At 76.0% G+C, this 12,612-nt stretch carries 11 protein-coding genes; 4 read left to right on the top strand and 7 right to left on the bottom strand.

Features of this window, described 5'->3' with window-relative positions; genetic code table 11:
• Window positions 1-6: 6 nt before the first annotated feature.
• Window positions 7-537 carry a globin domain-containing protein gene (locus tag ACYVGT_RS24380; protein ID WP_460862739.1) on the bottom strand — a complete coding sequence of 177 codons (531 nt, stop codon included), beginning with the start codon at window positions 535-537 and terminating at the stop codon, window positions 7-9.
• A 497-nt stretch (window positions 538-1,034) separates the two neighbouring features.
• Between ACYVGT_RS24380 and ACYVGT_RS24385 the strand changes: the two genes are divergently transcribed.
• Together ACYVGT_RS24385 and ACYVGT_RS24390 are read left to right on the top strand one after the other, a co-directional pair.
• A complete protein-coding gene (locus tag ACYVGT_RS24385) occupies window positions 1,035-2,120 on the top strand; it encodes an S-(hydroxymethyl)mycothiol dehydrogenase (RefSeq protein WP_460862740.1) in 1,086 nt (361 codons plus the stop codon).
• Entirely contained in the window at window positions 2,117-2,749 is a 633-nt protein-coding gene (locus ACYVGT_RS24390) for an MBL fold metallo-hydrolase (RefSeq protein ID WP_460862741.1), read from the top strand. Before ACYVGT_RS24385 ends, ACYVGT_RS24390 begins: the two co-directional genes overlap by 4 nt.
• A 43-nt stretch (window positions 2,750-2,792) precedes the next feature.
• Here the strand turns inward: ACYVGT_RS24390 and ACYVGT_RS24395 are convergent, their stop codons facing one another.
• The 6 genes from ACYVGT_RS24395 to ACYVGT_RS24420 are packed head-to-tail and all read right to left on the bottom strand — an operon-like array spanning window position 2,793 to window position 9,198.
• A complete protein-coding gene (locus ACYVGT_RS24395; protein WP_460862742.1) occupies window positions 2,793-4,496 on the bottom strand; it encodes an adenine deaminase C-terminal domain-containing protein in 1,704 nt (567 codons plus the stop codon).
• A 52-nt stretch (window positions 4,497-4,548) separates the two neighbouring features.
• Entirely contained in the window at window positions 4,549-5,499 is a 951-nt protein-coding gene (locus ACYVGT_RS24400; RefSeq protein ID WP_460862743.1) for a nucleoside hydrolase, read from the bottom strand.
• Window positions 5,496-6,548, bottom strand: coding sequence for an ABC transporter substrate-binding protein (locus ACYVGT_RS24405; protein WP_460862744.1), 1,053 nt, complete (start codon window positions 6,546-6,548; stop codon window positions 5,496-5,498). Before ACYVGT_RS24405 ends, ACYVGT_RS24400 begins: the two co-directional genes overlap by 4 nt.
• A complete protein-coding gene (locus ACYVGT_RS24410) occupies window positions 6,545-7,597 on the bottom strand; it encodes an ABC transporter ATP-binding protein (RefSeq protein WP_460862745.1) in 1,053 nt (350 codons plus the stop codon). The genes ACYVGT_RS24405 and ACYVGT_RS24410 overlap by 4 nt, the downstream gene beginning before the upstream one ends.
• Window positions 7,598-7,606: 9 nt before the next feature.
• Window positions 7,607-8,398 (bottom strand): ABC transporter permease, encoded by a 792-nt coding sequence (locus ACYVGT_RS24415; protein WP_460862746.1) that lies wholly within the window; start codon window positions 8,396-8,398, stop codon window positions 7,607-7,609.
• Complete coding sequence (locus ACYVGT_RS24420; RefSeq protein WP_460862747.1) at window positions 8,398-9,198, bottom strand: ABC transporter permease; 801 nt, start codon at window positions 9,196-9,198, stop codon at window positions 8,398-8,400. The genes ACYVGT_RS24415 and ACYVGT_RS24420 overlap by 1 nt, the downstream gene beginning before the upstream one ends.
• A 435-nt stretch (window positions 9,199-9,633) precedes the next feature.
• On the opposite strand from ACYVGT_RS24420, the gene ACYVGT_RS24425 reads away from it, so the two are divergent.
• Both ACYVGT_RS24425 and ACYVGT_RS24430 read left to right on the top strand, forming a co-directional pair.
• Window positions 9,634-10,641: a LacI family DNA-binding transcriptional regulator gene (locus ACYVGT_RS24425; protein WP_460862748.1), complete on the top strand. Its 1,008-nt coding sequence runs from the start codon at window positions 9,634-9,636 to the stop codon at window positions 10,639-10,641.
• 642 nt (window positions 10,642-11,283) lie between these two features.
• Window positions 11,284-12,501: an alpha/beta hydrolase fold domain-containing protein gene (locus ACYVGT_RS24430; protein WP_460862749.1), complete on the top strand. Its 1,218-nt coding sequence runs from the start codon at window positions 11,284-11,286 to the stop codon at window positions 12,499-12,501.
• The last annotated feature ends 111 nt before the right edge of the window (window positions 12,502-12,612 follow it).

The following is a 12,612-nucleotide window of genomic DNA, read 5'->3' on the forward strand; positions in this document are numbered from 1 at the left end:
CGTCGTTCACCGGATGGCCTCTCGGGAGGAGGAGGGGGCGTGGGCGCGGGGAGGCGGCTGCGCCGGATCGGGGGAGCGCGGCTGCCGCTTCGCGGTGCGCTCTTCGGCGCCGGCGATCATGGTCGCGGCGATCCACTCGTAGACCAGCACCCACGAGGAGCTGTCGGCGGAGGACCACTCGGGGGCGACGTCGCTGGCCGCGCGGAGCAGGGCGCGGCCCACCGGCGGGTAGTGCTCGGCGTCCAGGCTGAGCTGGCCGGCGTGGTAGGCGCCCAGCTTGCGCAGATAGGGCACGACCTGGTCCGGCCGGTCCAGGTTCTGCAGCACCTTGAGCAGGGCGTCGGACATGCGCTGGCGCTGGGGCGCCATGTCCTCGCTGAACATCGTGCGCAGCTCCGGCGCCATCGCGAACAGGTGTTCGTAGAACCGGTCTGCCAGCTCCGTGGAGCCGGCCGGGATGCGGGAGCACGTCTGGCGCACCGACTCGATCACATCGTGGTCGGGCAGGGGGACCTCGAACGAGGTACGGGGTTGCAAAGAAGGGCCTCCGCAGCGTCGGCAATGGTGCAAGTGGAGGGGTGCGCCGCTGCGCACGCCCTCGGGGGGCGGCCCGCTGGGCCCGGAGGTCTGACCGGATTGCGGCCGCCCCCGGGCGACGACAGAACATACCGACATACCGGGCGTTGCACAATCGGAACGCTGATGATGGGCGGCTGCGGCCTCCGTATTCTCGGCACAGTGCGCCGAACGGTGCTGGTGAACGGGTTCCTATCACGGGACCCTGCGGCCCCGATATCCCCCCGGATGCCGTTCCGTCCCGCGGCTGCGGGTGAGGCGGCGGGGCGCGCCGGCCGAGCGCGCCGGGCCGTACCGGCGCGGCGCTGCGGCGCGGAGCCGGACGGACCGGCACCGCGCCGGCGGGCCCGTCGGCGCGCGCGGTGGTGGACCGCCCGCCGCCGATCGTGCAGGGTGGTCCTGTCTGCCGGGCGCACCGCCCCGGCAGAGCCGGACACGCCGCCACCGAGGGAGTGTGCATGCCGCAACGGGTCCAGGGAGTCGTGGCGCGGGCCGAGGGCGAGCCCGTCGAACTCACCACCGTCGTCGTCCCCGACCCCGGTCCGGGCGAGGCCGTCGTGCAGGTGCAGACCTGCGGCGTCTGCCATACCGACCTGCACTACCGCGACGGCGGTATCGAGGACGCCTTCCCCTTCCTGCTCGGCCACGAGGCGGCCGGTACCGTGGAGGCGGTCGGCCCCGGCGTCGACGAGGTCGCCCCGGGCGACTTCGTGGTCCTCAACTGGCGCGCGGTGTGCGGCCGCTGCCGGGCGTGCCGCCGCGGCCGGCCGCAGTACTGCTTCGACACCCGCAACGCCGCCCAGCGGATGACCCTGGCGGACGGCACCGAGCTCACCCCCGCCCTCGGCATCGGCGCCTTCGCCGAGAAGACACTGGTCGCGGCCGGCCAGTGCACGAAGGTCTCCGCGGCGGCCGACCCGGCCGCCGCCGGGCTGCTCGGCTGCGGGGTGATGGCGGGCATCGGCGCCGCCGTCAACACCGGCGGCGTCACCCGCGGCGACTCCGTCGCCGTCATCGGCTGCGGCGGAGTGGGCTGCGCCGCGGTGGCCGGCGCGCGCCTCGCCGCCGCCGGCACGATCATCGCCGTCGACACCGACCACCGGAAGCTGGAGACCGCCCGCGGCCTCGGCGCCACCCACGCGGTGGACGCCTCCACCACCGACCCGGTCGCCGCGATCCGCGAGCTGACCGGCGGGTTCGGCGCCGACGTTGTCATCGAGGCCGTCGGCCTGCCGCAGACCTACGAGCAGGCGTTCTACGCGCGCGACCTGGCCGGCACCGTCGTCCTGGTCGGCGTGCCCACCCCGGACATGCGCATCGAGCTGCCGCTGCTGGACGTCTTCGGCCGCGGCGGTGCACTGAAGTCCTCCTGGTACGGCGACTGCCTGCCCTCGCGCGATTTCCCCCAGCTCGTCGACCTCTATCTGCAGGGCCGGCTGCCGCTGGACGCCTTCGTCACCGAGGAGATCGGAATCGGCGACGTCGAGGCGGCCTTCGCGCGGATGAAGGGCGGCAACGTCCTGCGATCGGTGGTGCGGCTGTGAACGGGCCCCGTATCGAGCACCTCACCACCTCCGGCTACTTCCGCCTGGACGGCGGGGCCTGGGAGGTCGACAACAACGTCTGGATCGTCGGCGACGACCGCGAGGCCGTCGTCATCGACCCCGCGCACGACGCCGGCGCCGTCCTCGCGGCGCTGGGCGATCGGCGGCTCACCGCGGTCCTGTGCACCCACGGGCACAGCGACCACGTCGGCGCGGCCCCGGACGTCGCCGACGCCACCGGCGCCCCGATCCTGCTGCATCCGGCCGACCGCGTGCTGTGGGACATGGAGCACCCGGGGCGCGCGCCCGACGGCGACCTCGCCGACGGCCAGTCCGTCCCCGCGGCCGGCACCGCGCTGCGCGTCCTGCACACGCCCGGCCACTCGCCCGGCGCGGTCTGCTTCCACGCGCCCGAGCTGACCGCGCTGTTCAGCGGCGACACCCTGTTCCAGGGCGGCCCCGGGGCGACCGGGCGGTCCTACTCGGACTTCCCGGCCATCATCGCCTCCATCCGGGACCGGCTCCTGGTACTGCCCGGCGACACCCGCGTCCTCACCGGCCACGGCCCCTCGACCGCCATCGGCGACGAGAAGCCGCACCTGCAGGAGTGGATCGACCGCGGGTACTGAGAGCGCCGCCGGGCGCGGCCCTTCCGGCGGCCGGCGGCCGGGGTCAGCCGGAGGCGACGGTCGCGGGCTCCCACGCGCGCTCCACGACGCGCACGAGACCGCGGTCGGTGATCTTCACCTCGGGAGAGACGGCCAGGGTCAGCGTGGACAGGCTCATGAACGCGTTGCGGTTGGTCCACCCCCAGGCGGCGATCGCATCGCGGACCGCCCCCGCCGCCGCGGCCACCTCCGGTGCGGGGCGCTCGGACATCACACCGCCGATCGGCAGGTCCAGGCCGGCGCCGGGCCCGCCGTCGCGGACCAGGCGCATGCCTCCGCCGGCCGCGACCACCCCCCGGGCCGCCTCCACGAGCGCGCCGGCCGACGTGGCGACCACCGTCAGGTTGTGGCTGTCGTGCGCGTAGGTGGTGGCGAAGGCGCCGGGCTGCAGCTCCTGCCCGACCACCGGGGCGAAGGCCGCGGGGCCGCCGGCGCCGGTGTGCCGTTCGAACACCGCGACCACCGCGGTGCGGCCCACCCACCCCACCGCGCCGCCGCGTACCGGCAGCACCACCGTGTCGGCGCGGGTGGAGGTGTCGACCCCGTTGACGCGGATCGCGCGGAACGCGTGCTCCCCGTCGGGCAGGTCCACCCGCCACTGCGCCGCTTCCGGGCCGGGCGCGGGGATGCGCACGGTCGCGCCGAACGGGTGCACGGGCGCCGCGCCCGGCTCCTCCACCGGGCTGCCGCCCCGCCCCGCCACGGCGCCGCCGGCCAGTACCAGCTCCGGCGCCGGATCGCTGAGCGAGCGCAGCAGCACCAGGTCGGCGCGGCGGCCGGGGGAGACCTGTCCGCGGTCGTCCAGGCCCAGCCGGCGGGCCGGGTGCAGGGTGAGCGCGCGCAGCACCGCCAGCGGCGGAAGCCCCCGCTCCAGCGCCACCGACGCCACCCGGTCCAGGTGGCCGGTGCGCACCAGGGCGTCCACCGCGATGTCGTCGGTGACCAGGCAGAAGTCCGGCAGATGCGGCAGGTCCAGCAGGGCGTCGACCACCTCGGGGGTCAGGCATTTCTCCTGCAGCATCAGCAGCATGCCCAGGCGGGCCTTCTCCACCGCGACCTCGGGGCGGTTCTTGCAGTGGTCGGAGTCGATGCCGGCGTACATGTAGGTGGCGAGGTCGGCGCCAGACAGGTCGGGGCAGTGCCCGTCCAGCCGGACGCCGCGGCGCCGCGCCGCGGCGATGACGGCGTGCATCCGCTGGTCGCCGCCGACCACGGCCCGGTAGTCCATCACCTCGCCGAGCGTGTCGACGCCGTCCCAGTCCAGCATGGCGGCGATGTCGGAGTCGTCCAGCCGCGCCCCGGCCGTTTCGAAGCCGTCCAGCGCCGGCACGCAGGAGGGCACCGCCCACCGCATGGTCTGCCGGGTCCGCGCGCCCTGCTCGATCATCCACGCCTGGCCGGCGCGCCCGGCGACGTTGACGATTTCGTGCGCGTCGGCCAGCACGGTGGTCGTGCCGCGGGCCAGGCTGACCCGGGCGAACTCGGCCGGCGCCAGCAGCGAGCTCTCCACGTGCATGTGCGCGTCCACGTAGCCGGGCGCCACGATCAGGCCGGCGGCGTCGATCACCCGGCCGGCGTCGACCGGCGCTCCCGGCGGCAGCAGGCTGCGGATGTGCTCGCCGGTGACGGCGACGTCGGCCGGCCACACCTCCCCGGTCTGCACGGACACGACGCGGCCTCCTCGGATGAGCAGGTCGGCGTTGAGCATTCGGGTGCTTCCTTCCTTCGTCGTCAGGGGGCCGCGGATGCGGCGCCGGCCGTCAGTCCCGCGGGGGCGCGCCGTGCCGGGCGATGCGCTCGGCGAGCAGCGCGGCGAAGCCGCCGGCGTCGACGGAGCGGGCGATGGCGGTGCCGCGGTCGCGTCCGGGGGTGCGCACGTCGGCGACGAGCGCCCCGCGCGTCAGCGCGCCCGAGCATTCGACCTGCGCCGTCCCGCGGTGCCACTCCAGCAGTGCCGGACGGACCAGTGCTGCGACGGCGAGGGCGTCGTGCACCGGAGCCGCGGCGACGCCGAAGCGCTCCTCGTAGCGGGCGATGTAGTCGAGCAGCAGCCGGCCCGCCGCGGCGGCCGCGCCGCCGAGCCCGGCCAGCTCCGCGGCGCGCTCCCGGGGAAAGAGGGCCGCACGGGTCACGTCCAGGCCGACGATCTGCAGTGGCAGCCCGGACGTGCAGACGGCGTGCGCCGCCTCCGGGTCGGCGTGGAAGTTGAACTCGGCCGCGGGGGTGGTGTTGCCCTGGGCGAAGGCGGCGCCGCCCATCAGGGTGATGCCGCGCAGCGCCCGGGCCGCCGCCGGGTGGCGGTCGAGCAGCGCGGCCGCGTTGGACAGCGGCCCCAGGGCGAGCAGGGTGAGGGTGCCCGGTGCGGCGAGTGCCTGCTCGGCGATCCAGTCGACCGCGTCGCCCGGGGCGGGGGAGCGCGGCGGTGCGGCCGGCACCAGCCCGCCGAGGCCGCCCGCGCCGTGCATGGGCTCGTCGGGGATGCGCGCGCCGCCGGCGATCGGGCCGTCCAGCCCCGCCAGCAGCGGCAGCCCGGCGGGCGCGCCGGCCAGGTCGAGCACGTGTGCGGCGTTGCGGGTCACGGCCTCTAGGCCGGTGTTGCCCGCCACCGCGGTCACCCCGTGCACGTCCAGCTCCGGCGAGGCGAGTGCCAGCAGCAGCGCCAGCGCGTCGTCGACTCCGGGGTCGCAGTCGATCACCACGGGCCGGCTCACCGGGCCACCTCCTCGGTGTAGCGGTCCAGCCAGGCCGAGCGCTCTCGGGCGATCTGGTCGAGATCGCCCTGGCGGTACCCGGCCGCCGCGGGGTCGTGCGCGGCCTGGCCGGAGACGTCCTCCATCAGCGGGGTCGGTTCGGCGTCCAGCGCGACGGGCTTGTCGAACAGCGCCGCGGCCATGCCCTCCTGCACCTCGGGGCGGAGCAGGAAGTCGGCGAAGGCCAGCGCGCCCGCCTCGTTCGGCGCGCCCCGGACCACCTGCACGGTGTTGGCGGTCATGACGCGGCCCTCCTCCGGAGCGGCGAACGCGACGGGACGGCCCGCCTCCACCGAGTCCATGGCGAAGTTGTCCAGGCCCGCGGCTACGGCGACCTCGCCGCGCTCCAGCAGGCTGGTCACCTCGGTGGAGCCGGTGTAGAGCTGCATCGCGCCGGGGCCGATCTCGGCGAGCGCGTCGAAGGCCGCGTCGGCGTCGTCCACCCCGGTGCCGAAGTGCTCGCCGGCCGCGGCCACCATCATCGGGCCGGCCGACACCGAGATGTCCGGCAGCGCGTAGCCGCCCGCGGGGCGGGCCCACAGGTCGTCCCAGGACTCCGGCGGGCGCTGCACCAGGTCGGTCCGGTACATCAGGCCGAGCAGCTGGAAGGTGTAGGCGGGCCCGTACCCCTCGGGGTCGGCGGCCCAGGGCTGGATTCCGGCCATTGCGGGCACGTCGGCCGGGTCGATCTGCGCGAACAGGCCCATGTCGGTGCCGATCCGCGCGTAGTAGTCGGAGATGAGGACCACGTCGGTGTCCGGGGTCTCGGCGTTGATGCGGAGCTTGGTCAGCCGTCCGGCGTTGGTGCCGGTGTCCAGCACCACCTCGATTCCGGTCTCTTCCTCGAAGGGTTCGCCCACGACCTCCATGAACTCTTCAGTGGCGAAGGCGAAGGTGCTGACGACCAGCGTGCCGGGGTCGTCCTCGCGCACCGGTGCGCAGGCCCCCGCCAGCAGGACTGCCGCGCCGGCCGTGCAGGCGGCCGCCGCGCGTGCCCGGGCCCCGGTCATCGTGCGCCCCCGCCCGCTCGGGCGGCCGGCGCGGCGGCGCTGCCTTCGGCCAGCTCGACGAGGTGGCGCGCCGGAAGGACGGCCCGGACGCGGTCGCCGGGCCGCAGGTCGTCGCCGGGGTGCAGTGCGCGCACCGCAGCGTCCGGCTCTGCGGCCCCGTCCACACCGACCTCGACCAGGCAGCCCGCGCCCTGGTAGGTGACCGTGCGGACGGTTCCGTCGAGGCCGGTGTCGGCTTCGGGCTCCCGCTCGCCCGCCGGCAGCAGCCGCACGTGTTCGGGGCGCACCGCGGCCGGCCCGCGGCCGGGCAGCGCGGGCACGGCGTCATAGCCGAGGAAGTCGGCGACGAACCGGGTGGCCGGCGCGGGGAACACCGCGCGCGGTGCGCCCTGCTGCTCCAGCCGGCCGGCGTTGAGGATGACCATGGTGTCGGAGAGCTCCAGTGCCTCCTGCTGGTCGTGGGTGACCAGGATGGCCGTCAGCCCGGTCTCCCGCTGCACGTCGAGCAGCTCGCGGCGCATCTGCACGCGCAGCTGCGCGTCCAGGTTGGACAGCGGCTCGTCCAGCAGCAGCACGGAGGGGCGGATGGCCACGGCGCGGGCCAGCGCCACCCGCTGCTGCTGTCCGCCGGAGAGCGCGCCCGGCTTGCGGTCGGCCAGGTGGGACAGGCCGACGAGCTCCAGCGCCGCGCCGGCGCGCTCGCGCACCTCCGTTGCGGGCCGCCTGCGCATGCGCAGGCCGTAGCCGACGTTGTCCAGCAGCGTGAGGTGCGGGAACAGGGCGTAGGACTGGAAGACCATGCCGATGTTGCGCTGCTCGGGCGGTGTGCGGGTGGCGTCCTCGCCCTCCAGCAGGATCCGCCCGGAGGTGGGGGTGAGGAACCCGGCGATCATCCGCAGGGTGGTGGTCTTGCCGCAGCCGCTGGGCCCCAGCAGCGTGGTGAAGCGGCCCCGCTCGACCTGGAGGTCCAGGTCGGCGACGGCGTCGGTACCGCCGCGCCGGCCGCCGTAGCGGAGCCCGACGCGGTCGAGTTCAACGACAGGGGTCATGGGTTCTCCTTAGCGGCCGAAGACGCGGGTGAAGCCGGCGACGCGCTCGGTGGTGAACGCGACCGCGACGCTCAGCGCGAGCAGCAGCACGCTGACGGCGGCGACCACCGGGTCGAACGACGACTGGACGTAGTTGAGCATCTCGACCGGCAGCGTGGCGACGCCCGGCCCGGTGAGCAGCAGGGACAGCGGCACGTTGTTCAGCGAGGTGATGAAGGCGAGGATGGTCGCCGAGAGGATGCCCGGGAGCAGCACCGGCAGGGTGACGGTGAAGAACGCGCGGACCGGGCCGGCGCCCAGGCCGCGGGCGGCCTCCTCCAACCGGGGGTCGGCCAGCGCAAGGGATGCGCCCACCACCCGCACGGCGTAGGGCAGCAGCAGCACGGTGTGGCCCACGACGAGCGCGCCCACCGCGGTGACCCGCATGCCCACCATCAGCTGCTGGAAGAGGGCCAGGCCCAGCACCAGCTCCGGCACGACGATGGGGGCGAAGAACAGGTTCTCGATCACCGAGCGCCCCGGCACCCGGCCGCGGTGCAGCGCGAGCGTGGCCGGGATGCCCAGGCCCAGGGCGAGCACGGTGGAGACCGCGGCCACGGTGAGGCTGGTGCCGAAGGCGTCGAGGAACGGGGTGTAGGACAGGGCCGCGGAGAACCAGCGCAGGGACAGGCCCTCCGGTGGGAAGGACAGCGTGGACCCGGCGGTGAAGGCCACGCCCAGCAGGATCACCACCGGGCCCAGCATGAGCAGGAATGCCGCCGCGGTGAGCAGGGACAGGAACGGGCGTCGTCGCAGGATCATCAGGTGGTGCTCCCGATCGTGCGGAGTCGGGCGGACAGCGCTGTGACGGCCACGACCAGGAGCGTCATGACGAGGGCGACGGCGCTGGCCGAGGGCCAGTCGAGGGTGACGTTGACCCGGCTGTAGAGCAGTGTCGACAGCAGCCGCTCCCGCGGGCCGCCCAGCAGTTGCGGTGTGGTGAAGGCGGTGACGGCGCCGGCGAAGACGAGGGTGCAGCCGACCAGCGCCCCGGGCACCGCGAGCGGCAGTACGACGGTGCGGAAGGCGCGTCCGGCCGAGGCGCCCAGGCCGCGCGCGGCCTCCTCCAGCCGGCGGTCCTGCTGGGCGAGGCTGGAGTAGCAGGACAGGATCATCAGCGGAAGGAAAAGCTGGACCAGGCCGAGCACGATCGCGGTCTCGGTGTAGAGCAGCTGGACCCGGCCGAGGCCGAGGGCGGCGCCGATCTGGCCGACCAGGCCCTCGCTGCCCAGCACCACCACCCATCCGTAGGTGCGCACGACGGTGTTGAGCAGCAGCGGGAAGATCGCGAGCGCCAGCAGCCGGCCGGACCAGGGGGCCGGCGCCCGCGCGATCAGGTAGGCGACCGGGAAGCCGAGCAGCAGGCAGGCCAGCGTGGTCAGCACGGAGACGCGGACCGTGCGCGCGATGACCGGGAGCAGGTAGGGGTCGGTGAGCAGGTCGCCGGTTGCCCGGGCGACCGCCGCCGGGTCGCCGTCGGGCGGCCAGGCCAGGGCGGCCGCGACCGGTTCGACGAACGCGAGCAGGATGACCGCCAGGCCGGGGACCAGCAGGAGCGCCATCGGCGGGCGGCGGCGCGGGCGCCGGGCCGCGCGGGCGTCCGGCGGCGGGTGCGGCGGTGCGGTTGGGGACGGGCGGGGCATTCCACTCCCGGGGGTCGCGGTCCGGCACCGTCCGGGCGGAGCAGTGCGGGCGGGCTGGGGTCGGCGGTCGGACGCTAGTGCGGGCCGGTTCGGCGCCGGCTCCGGTTCGCGCCGGGCCGGTGCCGCGGGTCGGGCCCGCGAGTGCGCTGGCTCCCGGCCGGGGTGCAGTGCCCGTGCGGAAGGCCGCGGCGCGTGCAGTGCGGTGCGGAACCGGTGCAGATTCCACCCCGCGAGCTGCCATGACGGTTGCAAACGGTACTGCAATCGATTGCAACAGCGTAGCCTCGACCGGGGAGGCGGGGCCAGCGCCGGCCCGCCAGTGTGACCAGGGACCCAGCCGGAATGAGGTGTGCAGTGGCGAGCCTGCAGGACGTGGCGCAGGCGGCCGGGGTGTCGGCATCGACGGTGTCGCGGGCGCTCTCGCGCCCCGACATGGTGGCCGGGGCCACGCTGGCCCGGGTGCGGGAGGCCGCCGACCGGCTCGGTTTCCGCGCCAATCCGGCGGCCCGGGCGCTGATCACCGGCCGCACCGGCTTCCTCGCCCTGCTCGTGCACGACCTGGACAACCCCTTCTACGCCGCCACGGCGACCGCCGCCCAGGACCTGGCCGCGGAGAGCGGCCGCCGCGTGATCATCGCCGTGACCGGCGGCGACGCCGCGCGCGAGGCGGCCGCGCTGGCCGAGCTGGAGAGCCAGGTGGACGGATTCGCCCTGCTGTCGCCGGTGAGCGCCGCGGCCGAGCTCAAGCGCGTGCACGCGCGCAAGCCGGTGGTGGCGATCAACCGCAGCGTCCCCGGCCTGACCTCGTTCACCGCGGACACGCCGGGCGGGATCGCGGCCGTCTACGACCGCCTCGTCGAGCTCGGCCACCACGACGTCGCCTACCTGGCCGGCCCGCCGGGCTCCTGGATGGACCGGCGCCGCCGGGACGAGCTGGTCGCCCACGCGCGCGAGTCCGGCCTCCGCCTGCGCGTGCTGGGCCCGGTCCGCCCGGCTTTCGCGGAGGGCGCCGGTGCGGCCGCGGGGATCCTGCGCACCGGCTGCACGGCCGTCCTCGTCTACAACAGCCTTCTTCTGCTGGGCGCCCTGTTCGAGTTCGGCCGGCTCGGCGTGCAGATCCCGCGCGACCTCAGCGTCGCAGCCGCCGACGACATCGCCTTCACCGGCCTCCCCGGACCCGCCGTCGCCGCCGTCCGCGCCCCAGCGGCCGAACTGGGCCGGCACGCCGTCTCCGCACTCACCGCCATGGTCGACGCCGGCCCCGATGCGCCGCGCCGCCGCAGCCGCCTCCTGCCCACCGGCGTCCACCTCGCCGGTTCGCTGGGCCCGCCCCCGGCGGCGCCGCCCGGCCCGCGGGACTGACTGCCGCCTGGGCGGAGCCGGTGGGCGCACCGCACCACGGGCAGAGGAACGGATGCGGTGCGCTGCGCGGCTCCCGGGCAGGCAGGGGGGCGGGGGGCACCGCGACCGGTGGACCCGCGGTGTCCAGGTGCGGGGCGCGGGGGTTCCGCAGGACGCTGCTCCGCCGCGGGTGCTGAGCGGGTGGTGCAGAGCACCCGGCCCCGGTCGGGAGGTCGGCCGCGGCCCGAGGGCGAGTGTCCCGCAGCCGGATACGTCCCGACCCCGGCGGCCGGCCGCGATCGCCGCGGGCCGCCGCGTCGGCCCCATGCCGCAGGCCGCCGCAGACCGGCACCGCCGAGACGGCGTCGTCGACCGCCGGGCGGGCGCGGCCCCGCCCCCGGCCGCTGCAGACACCGCGGCCCTTCGCGCCGGTCGCCCCGGCGTGCGCCTGTCCGCGCGCGGCGGCCTTCCCATGCGGGTGTGCCCAACGCGGTCGCGGGCCGGTCGGTCAGGGCCGCTCCGCGTCCTCAACCGCGGCCGGCGTCCGGTTCGCAGCCCCGCCGGGGCCAGGCCGGGGCCACTGAGGCGGTGGAGGCGGCCCGGCACACGCCGGCCGCGGCCCTGAAGCCCGCGGGCCGGTGCAGGGCCCCTACCCTGGCGGGCGTGACGACCGACGAGGTGGAGACGCCGACCGGAGACGCGCCCCGGGGCCGGGGGTACGGCGACTGGGTGCTGCGCGCGGCCGTACTGCTGGCAGCGGCGGCGGTCGCCGCGCTGCTCGCCGCCGTCGTCGCACCGGTCCTGCCCCGCTGGGGGCTGACCGTGTCGATGATGGTGACCGGGCTGTCGCCGCTGATGGCGGTGCCCGCGCTCGCTGCGGGGGCGTTGCTCGCCCTCGCGCTGCGCCGCAGGCTCCGCTGGGCCGCGCTGGTGTCCGGTGCGACCGCGGCCGCCGCGCTCGCCGCCGCCGTACTGCCGTGGGCCGCGGCCGAGCGCGCCGCCGCCGAGCACGGCGTCGATCTCTCGCCCTCCGCACACCTGCAGATCCGTCCCGACCCCGGGCCTCCGGACGACAGCTTCACTTACGCCGACGTCGGCGGTACCCCGCTGAAGGCCGACGTGTGGCGCCCGGCGGACGGCGAGGGCAACGGCGCCGCGGTGGTCTGGGCCCACGGCGGCGGCTGGGTCGGCGGGCAGCGCGGCGAGAACGCGCCGCTGCACCGGTACCTCACCGAGCGGGGCTACACCGTCTTCGACGTCGACTACCGGCTCTCTCCGCCGCCCAGCTGGGACAAGCAGGCCGGCGACGTCAAGTGTGCGCTGGGCAAGGTCCGGGAGAAGGCGGCCGATTTCGGTGTCGACCCGGCCGCGGTCTCGGTCGGCGGCGCCTCGGCCGGCGGCAACCTCGCTCTGCTGGCCGGGTACACCATCGGCGACGGTGAGTACCCGCCGACCTGCGACGTCTCCGAGCAGCCGGTGCGCAGCGCCGTCTCCTTCTACGGCCCCACCGATACCGCCGACATGGTGCGCAGCGGCGGCGTGCCGGAGATGGGCCGCGCGATCGCGCCGATGCACTACGGCGCGCTGCCCTCCGCCGCGCCCGAGCGGTACGCGGCGACGTCGCCCGCCGCGCAGGTCGACGGCGACGTACCGCCCACCCTCATCGTCCAGGGCACCCGCGACCACGTCGTCCCCGCCCACCAGGCCGGCCTCCTCTCCCGCGAACTGGAGGAGGCCGGGGCCGAACACACGACCGTGCTGGTGCCCTGGGCGGACCACGGCTTCGACTGGGCCTGGGGCAGCTGGCAGTCCCAGCTCGCGGCCGGAGCCACCGAGGCTTTCCTCGCCGACCGCTCCGGGGCCGCCCCGGTGCGCCGCTGACCCGGTGCGCGCCCGCCCCGTCCCCCGCGGCTTCGGGGCGGGCGCGGCGCCGGGTCAGCGCACCCGCGGGGCGCCCTCGGCCGGCCCGGCGGCGCGCACCGCGATCCGCCG

Source organism: Nocardiopsis coralliicola (assembly GCF_054779695.1).

Coding starts and splice junctions, on each gene's coding strand:
- ACYVGT_RS24385 (WP_460862740.1), top strand. CDS start 1,035: ATGCCGCAACGGGTCCAGGGAGTCGTGGCGCGGGCCGAGGGCGAGCCC.
- ACYVGT_RS24395 (WP_460862742.1), bottom strand. CDS start 4,496: ATGCTCAACGCCGACCTGCTCATCCGAGGAGGCCGCGTCGTGTCCGTG.
- ACYVGT_RS24405 (WP_460862744.1), bottom strand. CDS start 6,548: ATGACCGGGGCCCGGGCACGCGCGGCGGCCGCCTGCACGGCCGGCGCG.
- ACYVGT_RS24410 (WP_460862745.1), bottom strand. CDS start 7,597: ATGACCCCTGTCGTTGAACTCGACCGCGTCGGGCTCCGCTACGGCGGC.
- ACYVGT_RS24415 (WP_460862746.1), bottom strand. CDS start 8,398: ATGATCCTGCGACGACGCCCGTTCCTGTCCCTGCTCACCGCGGCGGCA.
- ACYVGT_RS24420 (WP_460862747.1), bottom strand. CDS start 9,198: ATGGCGCTCCTGCTGGTCCCCGGCCTGGCGGTCATCCTGCTCGCGTTC.